This is a genomic window from Actinosynnema sp. NPDC059797 (assembly GCF_042732085.1).
Classification (GTDB): domain Bacteria; phylum Actinomycetota; class Actinomycetes; order Mycobacteriales; family Pseudonocardiaceae; genus Actinosynnema.
In genome coordinates this window covers 1-17,023 of sequence record NZ_JBHWIE010000152.1, presented here as the reverse complement: position 1 = coordinate 17,023, position 17,023 = coordinate 1, and the positions used below count along the sequence as shown (strand labels likewise).

Genomic DNA, 17,023 nt, shown 5'->3' with positions numbered 1-17,023 from the left:
CCGCTAGCCCCACCCCCCCCTCCCCCGCACCACCCCGCAGCCCCCACCACCCCGCAGCCGCCACCCCGCCGCCGTCGCCACCCCATCAGGCCCCAACACCCGACGTGCAGCAGGTCACAAACCGCGACGTGTGAGACTGGACCCCGTGACAGCGACGCGATCCCAGGAACTGTTCGAGCGCGCGACGGCGGTCATCCCCGGCGGCGTGAACTCCCCGGTCCGGGCGTTCCACTCGGTCGGCGGCACCCCGCGGTTCATGGTCCGCGGCGAGGGACCGCACCTGTGGGACGCCGACGGCAACCGGTACGTCGACCTCGTCTCGTCCTGGGGCCCGATGATCCTCGGCCACGCCCACCCCGAGGTGGTGGCGGCCGTCCGCGAGGCGGCCGGCCACGGCCTGTCCTTCGGCACGCCCACCGAGGGCGAGATCGAGCTGGCCGCGGAGATCGTCGACCGCGTCGCGCCGGTGCACCGGGTCCGCCTGGTCAACTCCGGCACCGAGGCCACGATGAGCGCGATCCGCCTCGCCCGCGGCTTCACCGGCAGGCGGAAGGTCGTCAAGTTCGCGGGCTGCTACCACGGCCACGTGGACGCGCTGCTCGCCCAGGCGGGCTCCGGCGTCGCCACCCTCGGCCTGCCCACCTCGCCCGGCGTGACCGGCGCGCAGGCGGCCGACACGATCGTGCTGCCCTACAACGACCTCGACGCCGTCCGCCGGGCCTTCGCGGACAACCCGGGCGAGATCGCCTGCGTCATCACCGAGGCCGCCGCGGGCAACATGGGCGCGGTCGCCCCGAAGCACAACGCCGGGCTGCGCGACCTCTGCCGCGCCGACGGCGCGCTGCTGATCATGGACGAGGTCATGACCGGCTTCCGCGTGTCGCGCGCCGGCTGGTACGGCCTGGAGAACGTCGAGGGCGACCTCTACACCTTCGGCAAGGTCATGTCCGGCGGCCTGCCCGCCGCCGCGTTCGGCGGGCGCGCGGACGTGATGGCCAGGCTCGCCCCGTCCGGCCCGGTCTACCAGGCGGGCACGCTGTCCGGGAACCCGGTCGCGGTGGCCGCCGGCCTGGCCACGCTGCGCGCCGCGACCGACGACGTCTACCGCACGCTCGACGCCAACGCCTCGCGCCTGGGCTCGCTGTTCGCCACCGCGCTCACCGAGGCGGGCGTGGCGCACCGGGTGCAGTTCGCGGGCAACCTGGTCAGCGTGTTCTTCACCGAGGACGAGGTCGTCGACTACGCGGGCGCGCAGGCGGCGGAGACGTGGCGCTTCCCGCCGTTCTTCCACGCCCTGCTGGAGCGCGGCGTCTACCCGCCGCCGAGCGCGTTCGAGGCGTGGTTCGTCAACGCCGCCATGACCGAGCAGGACTTCGAGGTGATCGCCGACGCGCTGCCGCACGCCGCCCGCGCGGCGGCCCGGGCCGTGGAGGGTGGGGCGAAGTGAGGGACCGCGCGCCCACCGGTGGCGGGAACCGGACCGTCGTCCACCTGCTGCGGCACGGCGAGGTGCACAACCCGACCGGCATCCTCTACGGCCGCATCCCGGGCTTCAAGCTGTCCGAGCGCGGCAGGCGGCAGGCGCTGACCGTGGCCGAGCACCTGGCGGACCACGACATCGCGCACGTGGTCGCCTCGCCGCTGGACCGGGCGCAGCAGACGGCCGCGCCCATCGCCGACTCCCACCGGCTGGAGCTGGGCACCGACGAGCGGCTGATCGAGGCGGACAACCGGTTCGAGGGCCTGAAGGTGTCGGTCGGCGACGGCGCGCTGCGCTCGCCGAAGCACTGGCCGAAGCTGGTCAACCCGTTCCTGCCGTCGTGGGGCGAGCCGTACCTGGAGATCGCGCACCGGATGCTGGGCGCGGTGCAGCGGGCGCGGGCGGTGGCGGAGGGCCACGAGGCGGTGTGCGTGTCGCACCAGTTGCCGATCTGGACGTTGCGGCGGTTCCTGGAGGGCAAGCGGATGTGGCACGACCCGCGGCGGCGCGAGTGCTCGCTGGCGTCCCTGACGAGCCTGGTGTTCGAGGGCGAGCAGCTCGTGCGGCTGGTCTACACCGAACCGGCCGGCGCGACGAACCCGCGGGTGACGGGCGCATGAGGAAGCTCGCCGCGGCCCTGGCCGCCCTGCTGATCGCCACGACCGCGTGCTCGACCGGTGACGACGCGGTCGTCGCGGGCGGGGAGTTCCAGCTGGTCGCGCCGAACGGGGAGACCAAGCTCCGCTACGAGGGCGACGAGCGCAAGCAGCTGGGCGCGCTCACCGGCCCGAGCCTGATGGAGGACGGCCGGACGATCTCGCTGTCCGACTTCGCGGGCAAGGTCGTCGTGATCAACATCTGGGGCGCGTGGTGCCCGCCGTGCCGCACGGAGGCGCCCGAGCTGCAGAAGGTGCAGGACGAGAAGGGCCCGCTGGGCGTCCAGGTGCTGGGCGTGGACGTCAAGGAGACCTCCACGGAGCTGCCGCGCGACTTCATGCGCAACCGGCGCCTGACCTACCCGTCGATCTACGACGAGTCCGGGCGCGCGATGCTCGCCTTCCGCGGGCTGCACCCGAACACGGTGCCCGCGACGTTCGTGCTGGACAAGCGGCACCGGGTGGCGGCGGCGTTCCTGGGCGGCGTGATCGCGAGCGACCTGACGCCGATCGTGGACCAGTTGGTGGCGGAGTCCTGAGAGGACCCCGCCTCCCGAGCGGACCCCGTCTCCCGAGGAAGCCCCGCCGACGCCTCACCGCCCGGTCTGCAACTCCGGCACCCGGGCGCGGAACGCCTCGACCATCGCGTCCCGCCCGATCAGGTTGAACTCGCGCCCCAGCGTGCGCATGATCGAGTTCTCCGTGGGCCGGTACAGCCCGAACCGGTGGTACCGGGCGCCCTCGAACGCCCCGACCACCCCGCCGTCCGGCGAGGGCTGCCCCAGGTACCCGGCCCACTTCGCGCCGCTCGGGTCCGCGGTCACGTTGACCTCGGTCGGCTCACCGCCCGCGTACCGGTCGTAGGGGTAGTCGTACTCGTCGGCCAGCCCGCCGATCGAGTGACCCAGCTCGTGCACGGCGATCTGCCCGGCCTGGTCGTTCGCGCCCGCGGCGGTGGCGACGCCGCCGCCCGCGCCGCCGTACTTGGCGGTGTTGCCGAGCGCGATCACCTGGTCCGACCCCGGCGCGAGCGCCGCGAACTGCGTGGCCTTGGTCTGGTTCACGCACAGCAGCCGCTCGGTCTGGGGGTCGCGGCCCTGGCACCAGAAGCCCATGTCGAGCGCCGTGTCGCGGGCGACGCCGAGGGTGGGGTCGTGGTCCACGCCGGACTGGGGCGAGACGACGTTGACCTGCCAGACGTTGAAGTACTGCTTGTAGGAGGCGAACGGCTCCACGGCGGACAGCTCCGCCCACTTGTCCACGACGTGCGAGTGGAAGGTCCCGATCTCCGCCGCCGTGTAGCCGTCGCCCACGAACACCAGGTCGAACCGTTGGTCCGGCGCGCCGGTCTGCTGGACGGCGACCACCTCGGCGTCCACTTCGTCGGGCGCCGCCGCGGCCTCGAAGGCCCGGGGCACGGCGGTCCGCGTGATGGCGCCGTCGGGGGAGAAGACCTCCACCCACTCCAGTTCCGGTCCGGTGGCCGGTCCGGGCTCCGCGGCGCCGCCGGGCAGGGGGGCGGCGACGACGGCGAAGGCGACGGCCAGCAGCGGCAGGGTCAGCCGGTGTACGCGCATGTCGTCACGCTATGAAGCCAATTGTTCACCCACAAGGGTTGATGGTCGGGTTTAGGGGTCACTCGAACAGGGAAGAAGGTCGACTCGGCTCGCGGAGCTGTGAGCCGGGTCGCTCCTAAGGGAGTCCGGTGCGCGGCCCTGTCAAGGCCCTACTTACCCTGGACGCGTGAACCCGACAGATCTGGCCACCTCGGGCCCGATCCTGCTCGCGACCGGGGTGGCGGTGCTGGCCGGGGCCATCTCCTTCGCCTCCCCGTGCGTGGTCCCGCTCGTCCCCGGCTACCTCGCCTACCTGGCGGGACTGGTCGGCGCGGAGGCGCCCGCCGTCACCGGCGACGAGGCGCGCAAGACCGGGCGCTGGCGGGTGGCGGGCGCGGCGCTGCTGTTCGTCCTCGGTTTCACGATCGTGTTCGCCCTGACCTCGTTCGTGGTGCTCGGCCTGACCGACCTGTTCTGGTTGGAGACCGACCTCCTCCAGCGCATCGGCGGCGTCGTCACCATCGCCATGGGCCTGGTGTTCATCGGCCTGGTCCCGGCCCTCCAGAAGGACGTCCGCCTGCGCCGCGCGCCCAGCGCCGGCCTGATCGGCGCGCCGCTGCTGGGCGGCGTCTTCGCGCTGGGCTGGACCCCGTGCCTCGGCCCGACCCTCGCGGGCGTGCTCGCGCTGGCCCGCAGCACCGAGGTCGGCTCGGCGACGGCCCGCGGCGCGGTGCTGGTGGTGGCCTACTGCCTCGGCCTCGGCCTGCCGTTCGTGCTGATCGCGCTCGGCGCGCGCTGGGCGGTGCGGGTCACCGGCTGGCTGCGCGGCCACGTGCGCCAGGTGCAGGTGTTCGGCGGCGTGCTGCTCATCGCGGTCGGCGCCGCCCTGGTCACCGGCCTGTGGGGCGAGTTCGTCGGCTGGCTGCGCGACGCCGTGGTCAACGACCTGGAACTGCCGCTCTAGTGCTGACCACCGCCCTCGCCTTCCTGCGCAACACGTGGCGCGGCCTCACGGCCATGCGCACCGCGCTGACCCTGCTGTTCCTGCTCGCCCTGGGCGCGATGCCGGGCGCCCTGCTGCCGCAGCGCTCGCTCAACTCGCGCAAGGTCGACGAGTACATCGCCGCGAACGGCTGGTGGGGCCGGTTCCTCGACGACCTCCAGTTCTACGACGTCTACGCCAGCTACTGGTTCTCCGCGATCTACGTGCTGCTGTTCGTCTCCCTGGTGGGCTGCCTGCTGCCGCGCACCTGGGAGTACTTCAAGCAGATGCGGGCCAGGCCCGTGCTCACGCCGCGCAACCTGGCCCGCATGCCGCACCACGCGAGCGCCGAGGTCGACGGCGCGCCCGAGGACGTCGTCGCGCACGCCGAGCGCCGACTCAAGGGCTGGCGCCGCGTCACCCGCGAGGAAGCCGACGGGGTGCGCACGGTCAGCGCAGAGCGCGGCTACCTGCGCGAGACCGGCAACCTGGTCTTCCACTTCTCGCTGCTGGGCCTGCTGGTCGCGTTCGCGCTGGGCAAGATGTTCGGCTACGAGGGCCAGGTCATCGTGCAGGCGAACGGCGGCCAGTTCTGCAACTCCGGCGTCTACAACTACGACACGTTCCGGCCCGGCCTGCGCGTCGACGGCTCGGACCTCACCCCGTTCTGCGTGAAGGTGGACGACTTCTCCGCCTCCTACCTGCACAACGGCCAGGCCGAGAGCTTCCTCGCGAACATCGGGTACCAGTCCGGCGCGGACCTGGACAGCGGCACGTGGCGGCCCTACCCGCTGCGGGTCAACAGCCCGCTGCGCACCGCGGGCGACCGCGTCTACCTGCTCGGCCACGGCTACACGCCGGTGTTCACGGTCACCTTCCCGAACGGCCAGACCCGCACCGGCGCCATCCAGTGGCGGCCGGTCAACACGGTCACGCTGGCCTCGGAGGGCGCGACCAAGTTCGACCCGCCGGACGTGCCGGACGCCGAGGAGCGCCGCCGCAGCCAGCTCGCGATCACCGGCCTGCTCGCGCCCACCGCCGCGTTCCGCGGCGAGCTGCTGGACTCGGCGTTCCCCGCGGCGAACGACCCCGCCGTCGCCATCGACGTCTACCGCGGCGACCTCGGCACCGACTCCGGCCGCGGCCAGTCCATCTTCTCCCTCGACCAGAAGATGGTCGACGACGGCAAGCTCCGGCGCGTCGCCCGGCAGAACCTCCGGGAGGGCGAGCAGCTCACCCTCGACGACGGCACCACCGTCCGCTTCGAGGGCGTGCGCGACTGGGTGTCCCTCCAGGTCTCGCACGACCCGGCGCAGAACTGGGTCCTGGTGTTCTCCGTGCTGGTCATCATCGGCCTGGGCGTGTCGCTGAGCATCAAGCGCCGCCGGGTCTGGGTGCGGGCGACGCCGCTGGGGGACGGGCGTACTTTGATTGAGGTCGGCGGCCTCGCGCGGACCGACCAGGCCGGGTACGGCGAGGAGTTCGGCGGCTTGTCCCGCGACCTGCTCGCACTCAAGGAGGGCAGCTGATGCCGGTCAACCAGACCCTGTCGACCTATAGCGACTGGACCTACGGCGCGGCCGTGCTGGTCTACTTCCTCGCCGCCGCGCTGTACCTGTGCGAGGCCGCGTTCGCCCGGCCCGCCAAGGCCAAGGCCGCCGCGCTGGTCGCCGCGGGCGGCACGCAGGCCGACGGCACGTGGGCGCCGGGCCGCGTGACCAGGCCGGAGAGGTCCCGCGCCGAGCGCCTGGGCCGCATGGGGCTGGCGCTGAACGTGCTGGGCGTGCTGCTCCAGGCGGGCTCCCTGGTGCTGCGCGGGTTCGCCACCGGGCGCGTGCCGTGGAGCAACATGTACGAGTACATGTCGCTGCTCACGCTCGCGGGCGTGGTGACGTGGCTGGTGCTGGCGCGCATGTTCCCGGTGCGCAAGCTCGGCGGGTTCGTGCTGGTGCCGGTCGTCATCCTGATGTTCCTCGGCGGCACCGTCCTCTACGCCGAGGCGTCGCCCGTGCCGCCGCCGCTCCAGTCGTACTGGCTCGTGGTGCACGTGTCGGTGATCTCGGTGTCCAGCGGCATCCTGCTGGTGCCCGGCGTGGCCAGCGTGCTGTTCCTGCTGAAGTCCTCCGGCCGCGCGCGGTTCGTCAAGCTGCCCGACGCCGACATGCTCGACCGGCTCGCCTACCGCAGCACGGTGTTCGCGTTCCCGCTGTTCACCATCGGCATCATCTGCGGCGCCATCTGGGCCGAGGCGGCGTGGGGCCGGTTCTGGGGCTGGGACCCCAAGGAGACCGTGGCGTTCGTGTCGTGGGTCGTCTACGCGGCGTACCTGCACGCGCGGGCCACGGCGGGCTGGCGCGGCAGGCCGGCGGCGTGGGTCAACTCGCTGGGCTTCGCGCTGACCGTGTTCAACCTGTTCTTCATCAACCTCGTAACGACTGGGTTGCACTCGTACGCGGGTGTCGGCTGATCGCGCAGATCAGCAGCTCGCAAGACCTCCGCCCAGTTCGTACCCGGTGTCGTGGAACCACTCGTCCCCGGCTACCGTCGGACGCGTGGGGTCGGGGAGGTCTCGATCCGCTCAGCTCAGGGAGGACCCCAGCGGTGACCGGTCGCTACGAGAATCCCGAGCCGTCGTGGCAGCAGCCGCCCGGCGAGGAGGGGCAGCAGCCCAACCCGAACCAGTCGGGCGGTCACCAGGTCGAGCAGGGGGCCGGCGCCCAGTACGTGGAGCCGCAGACGGTGTACCTGGACCCGTCGAACTCCGGTCCGGTGACCGGTCCGCCCTCCGGCGGCTTCCCGGCGCAGGGCGCGCCCTCCGGCCCGTACCAGGTGCCGGGCCAGCCCGGTCCGCAGCAGCAGGCCGGCGGCCAGTCGGGTCCGTACCAGGTCGCGGGCGGTCCGTCGGGCGCCTACCAGGTGCCGGGCGCGCAGTCCGGTCCCTACCAGGTCGCGGGCGGTCCGTCGGGCGCGTACCAGGTGCCCGGCGCGCAGTCCGGCCCGTACCAGGTGCCCGGCGCGCAGTCGGGGCCGTACCAGGTCGCGGGCGGTCCGTCCGGCCCGTACCCGGTGGGCCAGGGCCAGTACCAGGGCGCGCAGTACCAGGGCGGGTTCCCCAACAACTTCCCGCAGAGCGTCCAGCCGCAGCAGCCGTCGCCGCAGCAGGCCAACGCCAACTCGGTGTCGTCGCAGGAGCTGATCAAGCGCACGAAGCGCCCGCCGCAGTCCGGCTGGCGCAAGACCCTGCACGTGGTGACCGGCGGCCTGGTCAACCTGGGCGAGAGCCCGGCCGACCTGCGGCGGCGCGAGCTGATCGCGCGGATCAACCAGCCGCTGCGCGGGTGCTACAAGATCGCGATGCTGAGCCTCAAGGGCGGCGTCGGCAAGACCACCACCACGACCACGCTGGGCTCGACGTTCTCGTCGCTGCGCGGTGACCGGGTGATCGCGGTGGACGCCAACCCCGACCGCGGCACGCTGGCGCTGAAGGTGCCCCGGGAGACCACGGCGACCGTGCGGCACCTGCTGCGCGACGCCTCGCGGGTCACCAAGTACAGCGACGTGCGCGCGTACACCTCGCAGTCGCCCAGCCGGCTGGAGGTGCTGGCGTCCGACCAGGACCCGGCCGTGTCGGAGGCGTTCAGCGACCAGGACTACCTGCGCACGGTGTCCCTGCTGGAGCTGTTCTACAACATCGTGCTCACCGACTGCGGCACCGGTCTGATGCACTCCGCCATGAAGGGCGTGCTCGACCAGGCCGACTCGCTGGTGCTCGTGTCGTCCGGCTCGGTGGACGGCGCGCAGACCTCGGCGGCGACGCTCGACTGGCTGGACGCGCACGGCTACCGCGACCTGGTCGCGAAGTCCGTCGTGGTGATCAACTCGGTGCGGCCGGGATCGGGCAAGGTGGACCTGGACAAGCTGGCCGCGCACTTCTCGCAGCGGTGCCGCGCGGTGGTGCGCATCCCGTTCGACTCGCACCTGGAGGAGGGCGCCGAGATCGAGCTGGACAAGCTCGCGCCGGCGACCCGGTTGGCCCTGCTGGAGCTGGCCGCCACCGTGGCGGACGACTTCCCCAACAACTAGCCCACGACGAGGGGGCCTCGGTGGCGAGGCCCCCGGCGTCACTCTTCCTCGTCCTGCGCCTTCTTGCGCTGCTCACCGAGCTTGCGCAGGAAATCCGGGTTGTCGTCCGGTGCCACGAACCGGCGGCTGGGGGCGGTATCGACCCGGTCCGGTCCGAACGCACGCCACAGCAACACGGCGATCGTCAGCGCACCGACCACCGCGAGCAGGTACAGCATGGTCGCCACCTCCTTTGCCACGAGATTACCCGCGTGGCGGAGGTGCGCGCCGTCAGTGCCTGACGGGCTCGGTCGCCTCGGTGGTCAGCTGCGACAGCAGCTCGTGGACCTCGGACTCGCGGAACCTGCGGTGCCCGCCCGGCGTGCGGATGGAGCCGATGCGGCCCGCGGTGGCCCACCGCGTCACCGTCTTGGGGTCGACCCGGAACAGGTTCGCGACCTCGCCCGGCGTGAGCAGCCGTTCCCCCTGGTGTCCCTGCGTCACGGTCACGGTGATCCTCCCCGGTGGTGAACAGACGTACCGGACGCATCGTGGCATCACACCCTTCGGGTACTCGAACGCTTGGGTGATGGTAAAGAGGTAGTAAGGGACGAAGCGTGCGGTTCGGACATCGACCCCGGTGGCCCTACCCTGTACCCGGTGGACGCTCTTGATCGCCAGATCATCGCCGCCCTCCGGGTGAACGGTCGGGCCACCTACGCCGACCTGGGCCGGAAGGTCGGCCTCTCGGCCTCCGCCGTGCACGAGCGGGTCGGCAAGCTCGAAGCCACCGGCGTCATCACCGGCTACCACGCCGTGGTCGACCCGAGCGCCGTCGGCCTGGGGGTGACCGCGCTGATCGGCGTCCACCCCACCGACACCGCGGACGACGACGAGCTGGCCGTCGCGCTCGGGGAGCTGGTCGAGGTCGAGTCGTGCTACCGGGTGGCCGGCGACGAGTCGTTCATCGTCAAGGTCCGGGTGGCCACGGTGGACGAGCTGGAGCGGTCGCTGGGCAGGCTGCGGCGCATCCCCGGCGTCGCGCGCACCCGCACCACGGTGGTGCTGTCCACCCGGTTCGAGGGCCGCCCCAACACCGCCACGACCGGCCCCGACGCCTGAGCCGCGCGGGGCGGCGTAGCCTGGGTAACCGTGCACCTGGGTCGTGATGTGACGCTCTACATCTGCGCGCGCCTGGGCATGGTCGCCGCGATCACCGCGCTGCTCGTGCTCGTCGACGTGCCGCTGCTGGTCGCGCTCGCTGTGGGCGTGGTCGTGGCGCTGCCCCTGTCGCTGTTCGTGTTCAGCGGGCTGCGCAACCGGGTCGCGCAGGGCCTGGAGGCCAAGCAGGCCGTCCGCCGCGCCGAGCGCGAGCGGTTGCGCGCCCAGCTGCGCGGCGACGGCGGCGCCGCCTAGCCTTCGCGGGTCGCCGTCCGGCCGGCGCGGGTCCCGGACCTCACAGCACCAGCAGGATCGACCCGCCGAGGTTCGCCAGCAGCAGCACCGCCAGCACCGCGCCGACGTTCGTGCTCTCGCGCAGCCGCAGGGCCAGCGCCAACGGGCCCACGGGCAGCAACACCGGGCCGCGTTCCCGGTGGGCGACGCGGATCGCGCCGAGCGCGATCCCCAGCGGGTGCAGGCCCGCCTCCCGGGCGCCCGCCACGTCGGCCCGCCACTGCTCGCGGTAGCGGTCCCGCTCGGCGGGCGGGAGCAGGGCGGCGGCCGCGCGCACCAGGGCCAGGGCGAGACGGGTCATCGGGCTACCTCCGGTCGGGTGGAGGGCGCGGGGCCCGCCTTCCGGGCGCGGACCCGGACGGCTTCGCGGGCGCCCTCGGGCGTGAGCGCGTACATGCGGCGGCGCGGTCCGCGCCGGTCGCTGTCGTCGTCCCACTCGGAGGTGACCCAGCCCGCGCGTTCGAGGCGGTCGAGCAGCGGGTAGACGCTGCCCGACGGCCGACCGGTCAGCTTGATCAGCTCCAGGCCCCAGCGCGGCCGGTCGCTCTCCAGCAGCACGGCCAGCACGTCGACGGTGGCCCGTCCGATGCGCCCGAGTGGTTCCACGCCCCTCAGACTACCTATGTAGATTAAGAGTGTCCACGGGGGCGGGCGCACCCGGTCCGGTCGGGGTCAGAGCCCGAACACCTCGGCCGCCTCACCCGCCAGCCGGTCCACCACGTCGGCCAGCTCCAGCTCCGACGACCAGTGCGACGGGATCGCCCCGGCGCCGTCCCGCGCGCCCAGCAGGTTGCCGCACAGCGCGCCGGTCGAGTCACTGTCACCCGAGTGGTTGACCGCGAGCAGCAGGCCGTCCGGCAGGTCGCGGGCGGCCAGCGCGGTGAGCACCGCGATCGCCAGCGCCTCCTCGCCGACCCAGCCGCCGCCCAGCGCCGTCTCGATCACCTCGGGCGTCGGCCGCACGCCGCGCGTGCCCAGCTCCACGGCCAGGTCCAGCAGGCTGAGCTGCTCCTCGTGCCCGGGTCTGCCGACCAGCTCGGCGCGGGCCCGCCCGACCGCCTCGAGCAGCCCGGCCCCGGCCAGCACCTGCTGCACGAGCACCGCCAGCACGCCCGCCGACAGGTAGCCGCTGGGGTGGCCGTGGGTGAGCGCACCCGTCGCGGCGGCCAGGTCGAACACCTCGCGCGGGTCGTCGGACCACAGCGCCACGGGCGCCGCGCGCATCACCGCGCCGCAGCCCTTGGAGTCGTTGATCGGGTTGTCCACCGTGCCCAGCACGCCCGAGCGCAGCGCGGTGAGGCACGTGTTGCCGGGCGCGCGCTGCTGGTGCAGCTCGGGCACGTCCAGCAGCCACCCGTCGTGCGGCGCCTCGGGGCCGCCCTGGGTGCGCAGCCAGCGCCCGTAGGCCATGCGCACCTCGTGCACCGGGTCGCTGCCCCGCCGGCGGGCCAGGAGCAGGCCCTCCAGCGTGAACAGGGTCATCTGGGTGTCGTCCGTGATCGCGCCCAGCCGGCCGTAGGCGGGCGCGTAGTCGGTGAGGCCCGACGGGCCGAAGCGGCCCCGGATGCGGTCGATCCGGTCGAACTCGATCGAGCCGCCGAGCGCGTCGCCGACGGCGCCGGCGAGGAGGCTGCCGCGGAACAAGCTGCTCAGGGGTGAGGTCACGGTGGAGAAGTTATCGTGCCGGCGTGATTACTTCGGTAGACCGATGCAGTTCCCGGACCCGGGACTGGGTGTGCGAGGCGGTCCGCATCATCGAGGCGGACGCCAACCGCAGCGCCGACACCCACCTGCTGCACTTCCCCCTGCCTCTGGAGTGGGGCATCGACCTGTACCTGAAGGACGAGTCCACCCACCCCACGGGCTCGCTCAAGCACCGCCTGGCCAGGTCGCTGTTCCTGTACGCCATCTGCAACGGCTGGATCGTCGGCGGCACCCCGGTGATCGAGGCGTCGTCGGGGTCGACGGCGGTGTCCGAGGCGTACTTCGCGCGGCTGCTGGGGCTGCCGTTCATCGCCGTGATGCCCCGGTCGACCAGCCCGGAGAAGGTGGCGCTGATCGAGCGCCAGGGCGGGCGGTGCCACTTCGTCGACGAGCCCGGCGCGATCTACGACGAGTCGCGGCGGCTGGCGGCGGACCTCGGCGGGCACTTCATGGACCAGTTCACCCACGCCGAGCGGGCCACCGACTGGCGCGGCAACAACAACATCGCGGAGTCCGTGTTCGGGCAGATGGCGATGGAGTCCGCGCCCGAGCCGGAGTGGGTCGTGGTCGGTGCGGGCACCGGCGGCACCAGCGCCACCATCGGCCGCTACATCCACTACCGGCGGCTGCGGACCAGGCTGGCCGTGGTGGACCCGGAGCACTCGGTGTTCTTCGACGCGTGGCGCGACGGCGACACGTCCCTGGTCGGGGCGCGGGGGTCGCGGATCGAGGGCATCGGGCGCCCGCGCGTCGAGCCGTCGTTCATCGGCAGCGTCATCGACCGCATGATCAAGGTGCCCGACGCGGCGTCGGTGGCCACCATCAGGCACGTCGAGGAGGTGCTCGGCAGGCGGGTCGGCGGGTCGACCGGCACGAACCTGTGGGGCGCGTTCCAGCTGATCGCGGAGATGCGGGCCTCGCGGCAGCGGGGCAGCGTCGTGACCCTGCTGTGCGACGGCGGCGAGCGCTACGCGGACACCTACTACGACGACGAGTGGGTGGCCGGGCAGGGCATGGACCTGGCGCCGCACCTGGAGGCGCTGGTCCGGTTCCGGGCCACGGGCACCTGGTGCGGTTGATTTTTCCGGTCGCGGTGGAACGCGCGGCGGACGTCGTGCGTCGCAGCGGTTGACGGAAAGGGGTGCGTGGTGGGCTCGTGGCGGACCGCAGAGGTGCTCACCGCCGAAGACGTGCTGGCCAGGTCGGTCGCCGACGCGGACCGGGCCGTGCGCGAGGCGGCCGAGCTGCGCCACCCCCGGCGCGAGCCGTCGGCCGAAGACGTGCGGCGGGTCATGCAGTACGCGAAGTCCAACGAGGCGTCGCCGGAGCTGCAGGCCCTCCAGCGGCGGATAGCGGGCGGCCACCTGAGCTGGCGGCAGGTCCTGATGGGCGAGGCGGCGGGCGACCGGGGGGTGCGGGCGGCCCTGGAGGCCGACCGGGCCGCGCTGGCGGCGCTGTGCCGCGGCGAGGAGCCGCGCGTGGAGCGGCCGAAGCCCAAGCCCCAGGACGACGACGAGCCGATGAGCTTCACCGAGGACGCCTGGTAGGGCACCGCGCACCTTCCCGCCTGGCCTGCTCGACCCGGCCTGGTGCGATCCTGCCCAGCGCGGCCCAGCGCGGCCCGGTGTAGCCCTGGTCGACGCGGCGCGATGCGGCCCCGCGCGGGGGCTCGGCCCGGCCCAGGTCGGCTCAGCCCAGGACTGCTCAGCCCAGGACCAGGGCGGCGGGCACCGCGATGCCCCAGACCAGCATCGCCAGGCCGGTGTCGCGCAGGACCGGGATCAGGTCGCGGCCCTTGTCGCCCCTCGCGACGCGCCGCGCGCCGAGGACCACCAGCGGCAGGGCGAGGAAGCCGAGCAGGGACAGCGGCTCGCGCAGGCAGACGGCCAGCGTGATCACGAACGGGACGGCGACCAGGGCCAGGTAGAGGCGGCGCGAGTCCTTGTCGCCCAGGGTGGTGGCCAGGGTGCGCTTGCCCGCCTGCACGTCGGTCGGGATGTCGCGCAGGCTGTTGGCGATCATCACCCCGGTGGAGAACGCGCCCATCGCCACGGCGCCGCCGATGCCGATGCCGGTGATCTCGCCGGTCTGCACGTACAGCGTGCCCAGCACGGCCGCCGGGCCGAAGAACAGGAACACGGCCAGCTCGCCCAGTCCCGCGTACCCGTACGGCTTGCGCCCGCCCGTGTAGAACCACGCCCCCGCGATGCACACCGCGCCGAACGCGATCATCCAGTACCGGCCGGTCAGCACGACCAGCAGCAGGCCGGCGACCGCGGCGACGCCGAGTGCCGCGAACGCCGCCAGGCGCACCGCCTTCGGGTTCGCCGCGCCCGAGCCGACCAGGCGGAACGGGCCGACGCGGTTGGCGTCGGTGCCGCGGATGCCGTCCGAGTAGTCGTTGGCGTAGTTCACGCCGACCTGGAGGGCGACGGAGACGACCAGCGCCAGCAGGGACCACGTGAGGTTGAAGCCGTCGACGTGGTGCGCGGCGCCCGCGCCGACGAGGACCGGCGCGATCGAGTTCGGCAGCGTGCGGGGGCGGGTCCCCGACACCCACTGGGCGACTGTGGCCATGTCGAACATCCTCCGACATGGTGAACGGGGACCCGCTTCCGGGTGTCAGCAGTTCGTGGCGCCGGAGACGCCCGTCACGTACGCCTTGGCGATGAACTTGCCCGCGGCGATCCGGTACCAGATGTTCGACGTGCCCTGCGTGCCCGACACCGACTCACCGGTGACCTGGCACTCGACCCGCACCTGCGCGTAGTTGGCGGCCAGGCCGACCTGGGCGGCCGTGCTGCTCGCGGCGCTGCGCACGTTCAGCGGGGTGCTGGAGGTGCGCACGAACCCGGCCGGACCGGAGCCGGTCCACTGGTAGGTGACGGTCACCCACGCGTTGTCGGTCAGCTTCAGCCCGTCCCAGAACGTGCCGTCGGCCAGGTCGATGCCCGCGGGGTTGCCGACGGTGCGCCCGAACTGGTCCTTGCCGCCGTTGTAGCCGTCCTGGTAGGCGGCTTGGGCCTGCGGCTTGCCCTGGGGCAGGTCCCGCCACGACTCGCGGGTGGCCGCCGGGTTCCAGTAGTCGTCCTTGGTGTTCCACGGGCCGACGTCCCAGATCGGCGCCCACTCGCAGCGGCCGTTCGCCGCGCACACCCGCACGCTGTAGGTGCCGGTGCCCTTGGGCGACAGGCCGCGCCGCGACGGCAGGGCCGCGAAGTGGTCGCGGGCCACGATCACGTGGCCGTTCGCCGTGGTGCCGCCGACCAGGCCCTCGCGCGTGGCGTAGACCCGGTAGGACAGGCCCGCGGCCTCCGCGGCGACGCCCTCGCGGGCCGGCCGGTTGAACGCGCGCAGGTCGAGCCGCCGCACCTCGGGCGAGGCGCCCTCGGCCGTCAGCGCGAGCCTGACCTGAACGGTCCCCACGGTCCGCGGCAGGACCGCGGGCGCGTCGGGACGGGCCTCGACCCACTCGGTCCACTGGTCGCCGCCGAGCGCGCCGCGCACGTCCACGGCCACCTCCGCGCCGTCCGGGACGGTGCTCTGGACGGTCGCGGCGACCGCGTTGGCCGGCGTGCCCAGCTCCCGGGGGTCGAGCAGCAGGAAGCCGGTGCGCGCGGAAGCCCGCCGCGCGCTCGCGGGCGCGGGCGCGGCGCGGTCGAGCCGCACGGCGCCCCGATCCGCGGTGACGCCGGTGTCGTCGTCGTTGATCGTGGTCAGGTCGGCTCGCCACTGGGTGTCGCCCGCGGCCACGGCGGGTGCCGCCAGAGCCGTGGTCAGGGCGACGGCGACAGCGAGCGGTAACAGGTAGCGCCTGGTCATCGCAGCACTCCTCGTCCGGACACGCGGTGCGGTGGGGACCGCGGCAGGGCCACGTGTCGCGGCACCGCTGAGCCAATCGCGCTAGGAGTTACCTGTCAACCAACAACCATGTTGCTTGGAGAAAAACTCACCCAAACGAGCGGGCGACAGCTCTCCGATCCACTTTTCCAGGTCCCCGCAGCGGGAGCTCGGACACGAAAATCACCTGTTTCGGAACAGCGAACCGCCCGATCGAGTCACCGACCGCTGCACGCAACGCGTCGAGGTCCGGCAGGCGGTCGGGATCCTCGGGCACCACGGCGGCGGCCACCACCTGGCCCCACTCGGGGTCGGGCAGGCCGACCGCGCACGCCTCGTGCACGCCGCGCTGGGCCACCAGGACCCGCTCGACCAGCGTGGGCGCGATGTTCTCGCCACCGCTGATGATCACGTCGTCGGCGCGCCCGAGCACCTCCAGCGTGCCGTCGGCGCGGATGCGCCCGAGGTCGCCGGTCCGGAACCACTCCCCGAACCGCTCGCCGCCCTGGTAGCCCAGCGCCAGGACCGGCCCGCGGATCTCGATGCGCCCGCCGACGAGCCGGACGTGGACGCCGTCGAGCGGCAGCCCGTCGTACACGCAGCCACCGGACGTCTCGCTCATGCCGTAGGTGGTGACGACCCGGACCCCGAGGTCACGAGCCCGCTTGAGCAGCGACGGAGGCGTGGCCGCACCGCCGATGAGCACCGCGTCGAACGCCCGCGCCGCGGCCAGCCCCGGCCCGTCGGTGGCGACCAGCCGCGAGAGCTGGGTCGGGACGAGCGCCGTGTAGTGCCGCCCGGGCCGAGCCAGCACGGCCCGCGCGGCGGCGGCGAACCCGGAAGCCCGGAAGCCGCCGGCGAGGTCCATGACCCCCGGCTCCGTCCCGGCCACGATCGAGCGGACCAGCACCTGGATGCCGGCGATGTGGGTGGTCGGCAGGGCCAGCAGCCACGTGCCGGGCCCACCGAGCCGGGCGTGCGTCAGCTCGGCCGAGGCCACCAGCGCCGAGGCGGACAGCAGGACGGTCTTGGGCTCGCCGGTGGAGCCGGACGTGCCCACCGCCAGCACCGCCTCGGTCTCCCAGCCCTGGAGGGGAGGGAGAGGAGGAGGGGGAGGAGAGGAGGGCGGGTCGGTGGCTTGGAGCGCAGCGGCGCTCGGCTGGGCGATGAGGAGGCGTGGGGGCGCTTCGGTACCTCCCTTGGCTTCGGTGTGGCTTCGGGCTGCGGGATCGGCGGCTGGGTCGGCGGCCGGGTTGGTGGCAGCCGGGTTGGTGGCTGGGTCGGTGGC

General features: G+C 73.2%; 20 protein-coding genes. 11 read left to right on the top strand and 9 right to left on the bottom strand.

The genetic code is table 11. The features are described from left to right. Positions 1–145: 145 nt before the first annotated feature. From hemL to ACFV4N_RS27040, 3 genes are read left to right on the top strand one after another with little or no spacing between them, the layout of a single operon-like run. A complete protein-coding gene (gene hemL, locus ACFV4N_RS27050) occupies positions 146–1,447 on the top strand; it encodes a glutamate-1-semialdehyde 2,1-aminomutase (protein ID WP_499675407.1) in 1,302 nt (433 codons plus the stop codon). Beyond that, a complete protein-coding gene (locus ACFV4N_RS27045) occupies positions 1,444–2,100 on the top strand; it encodes a histidine phosphatase family protein (RefSeq protein WP_499675406.1) in 657 nt (218 codons plus the stop codon). The genes hemL and ACFV4N_RS27045 overlap by 4 nt, the downstream gene beginning before the upstream one ends. Beyond that, complete coding sequence (locus ACFV4N_RS27040; RefSeq protein WP_499675405.1) at positions 2,097–2,675, top strand: TlpA disulfide reductase family protein; 579 nt, start codon at positions 2,097–2,099, stop codon at positions 2,673–2,675. The genes ACFV4N_RS27045 and ACFV4N_RS27040 overlap by 4 nt, the downstream gene beginning before the upstream one ends. 54 nt (positions 2,676–2,729) lie before the next feature. On the opposite strand, the gene ACFV4N_RS27035 is transcribed toward ACFV4N_RS27040, so the two are convergent. Further along, on the bottom strand, positions 2,730–3,713 hold the full coding sequence (locus ACFV4N_RS27035; RefSeq protein WP_499675404.1) for a M64 family metallopeptidase: 984 nt from the start codon (positions 3,711–3,713) through the stop codon (positions 2,730–2,732). 166 nt (positions 3,714–3,879) lie between these two features. Between ACFV4N_RS27035 and ACFV4N_RS27030 the strand changes: the two genes are divergently transcribed. The 4 genes from ACFV4N_RS27030 (at position 3,880) to ACFV4N_RS27015 (ending at position 8,757) form a co-directional block, all read left to right on the top strand. Next, positions 3,880–4,656 carry a cytochrome c biogenesis CcdA family protein gene (locus tag ACFV4N_RS27030; protein WP_499675403.1) on the top strand — a complete coding sequence of 259 codons (777 nt, stop codon included), beginning with the start codon at positions 3,880–3,882 and terminating at the stop codon, positions 4,654–4,656. Positions 4,657–4,658: 2 nt separating this feature from the next. Continuing rightward, complete coding sequence (gene resB, locus ACFV4N_RS27025; protein ID WP_499675409.1) at positions 4,659–6,203, top strand: cytochrome c biogenesis protein ResB; 1,545 nt, start codon at positions 4,659–4,661, stop codon at positions 6,201–6,203. Continuing rightward, a complete protein-coding gene (gene ccsB / locus ACFV4N_RS27020; RefSeq protein WP_499675402.1) occupies positions 6,203–7,141 on the top strand; it encodes a c-type cytochrome biogenesis protein CcsB in 939 nt (312 codons plus the stop codon). Before resB ends, ccsB begins: the two co-directional genes overlap by 1 nt. A gap of 134 nt (positions 7,142–7,275) precedes the next feature. Beyond that, positions 7,276–8,757: a MinD/ParA family ATP-binding protein gene (locus ACFV4N_RS27015; protein ID WP_499675401.1), complete on the top strand. Its 1,482-nt coding sequence runs from the start codon at positions 7,276–7,278 to the stop codon at positions 8,755–8,757. Between the two features lie 38 nt (positions 8,758–8,795). Here the strand turns inward: ACFV4N_RS27015 and ACFV4N_RS27010 are convergent, their stop codons facing one another. Together ACFV4N_RS27010 and ACFV4N_RS27005 are read right to left on the bottom strand one after the other, a co-directional pair. Then, a complete protein-coding gene (locus tag ACFV4N_RS27010) occupies positions 8,796–8,975 on the bottom strand; it encodes a hypothetical protein (protein WP_499675400.1) in 180 nt (59 codons plus the stop codon). Positions 8,976–9,027: 52 nt separating this feature from the next. Further along, on the bottom strand, positions 9,028–9,246 hold the full coding sequence (locus tag ACFV4N_RS27005) for a BldC family transcriptional regulator (protein ID WP_499675399.1): 219 nt from the start codon (positions 9,244–9,246) through the stop codon (positions 9,028–9,030). Between the two features lie 150 nt (positions 9,247–9,396). Between ACFV4N_RS27005 and ACFV4N_RS27000 the strand changes: the two genes are divergently transcribed. Then, the gene (locus ACFV4N_RS27000) at positions 9,397–9,858 is read left to right on the top strand and encodes an Lrp/AsnC family transcriptional regulator (protein WP_344036244.1); all 462 of its coding nucleotides are present in this window, start codon (positions 9,397–9,399) and stop codon (positions 9,856–9,858) included. A 30-nt stretch (positions 9,859–9,888) separates the two neighbouring features. After that, entirely contained in the window at positions 9,889–10,152 is a 264-nt protein-coding gene (locus ACFV4N_RS26995; RefSeq protein ID WP_499675398.1) for a DUF4229 domain-containing protein, read from the top strand. A 40-nt stretch (positions 10,153–10,192) separates the two neighbouring features. Here the strand turns inward: ACFV4N_RS26995 and ACFV4N_RS26990 are convergent, their stop codons facing one another. The 3 genes from ACFV4N_RS26990 to ACFV4N_RS26980 all read right to left on the bottom strand — a co-directional run bounded on the left by ACFV4N_RS26990 (position 10,193) and on the right by ACFV4N_RS26980 (position 11,856). Beyond that, a complete protein-coding gene (locus ACFV4N_RS26990) occupies positions 10,193–10,492 on the bottom strand; it encodes a hypothetical protein (protein WP_499675397.1) in 300 nt (99 codons plus the stop codon). After that, the gene (locus tag ACFV4N_RS26985; protein ID WP_499675396.1) at positions 10,489–10,797 is read right to left on the bottom strand and encodes a PadR family transcriptional regulator; all 309 of its coding nucleotides are present in this window, start codon (positions 10,795–10,797) and stop codon (positions 10,489–10,491) included. The genes ACFV4N_RS26990 and ACFV4N_RS26985 overlap by 4 nt, the downstream gene beginning before the upstream one ends. Before the next feature lie 66 nt (positions 10,798–10,863). Beyond that, entirely contained in the window at positions 10,864–11,856 is a 993-nt protein-coding gene (locus ACFV4N_RS26980) for an ADP-ribosylglycohydrolase family protein (RefSeq protein WP_499675395.1), read from the bottom strand. A 68-nt stretch (positions 11,857–11,924) separates the two neighbouring features. Between ACFV4N_RS26980 and cds1 the strand changes: the two genes are divergently transcribed. Continuing rightward, positions 11,925–12,974: an L-cysteine desulfhydrase Cds1 gene (gene cds1 / locus ACFV4N_RS26975; RefSeq protein WP_499675394.1), complete on the top strand. Its 1,050-nt coding sequence runs from the start codon at positions 11,925–11,927 to the stop codon at positions 12,972–12,974. 69 nt (positions 12,975–13,043) lie between these two features. After that, a complete protein-coding gene (locus ACFV4N_RS26970; protein WP_499675393.1) occupies positions 13,044–13,442 on the top strand; it encodes a hypothetical protein in 399 nt (132 codons plus the stop codon). Between the two features lie 157 nt (positions 13,443–13,599). Here the strand turns inward: ACFV4N_RS26970 and ACFV4N_RS26965 are convergent, their stop codons facing one another. The 3 genes from ACFV4N_RS26965 to menE form a co-directional block, all read right to left on the bottom strand. Further along, entirely contained in the window at positions 13,600–14,472 is an 873-nt protein-coding gene (locus ACFV4N_RS26965; protein WP_499675392.1) for a 1,4-dihydroxy-2-naphthoate polyprenyltransferase, read from the bottom strand. 45 nt (positions 14,473–14,517) lie between these two features. Beyond that, positions 14,518–15,717 (bottom strand): DUF8814 domain-containing protein, encoded by a 1,200-nt coding sequence (locus tag ACFV4N_RS26960; protein WP_499675391.1) that lies wholly within the window; start codon positions 15,715–15,717, stop codon positions 14,518–14,520. Between the two features lie 127 nt (positions 15,718–15,844). After that, entirely contained in the window at positions 15,845–16,903 is a 1,059-nt protein-coding gene (gene menE / locus ACFV4N_RS26955) for an o-succinylbenzoate--CoA ligase (RefSeq protein ID WP_499675408.1), read from the bottom strand. Between the last annotated feature and the right edge of the window lie 120 nt (positions 16,904–17,023).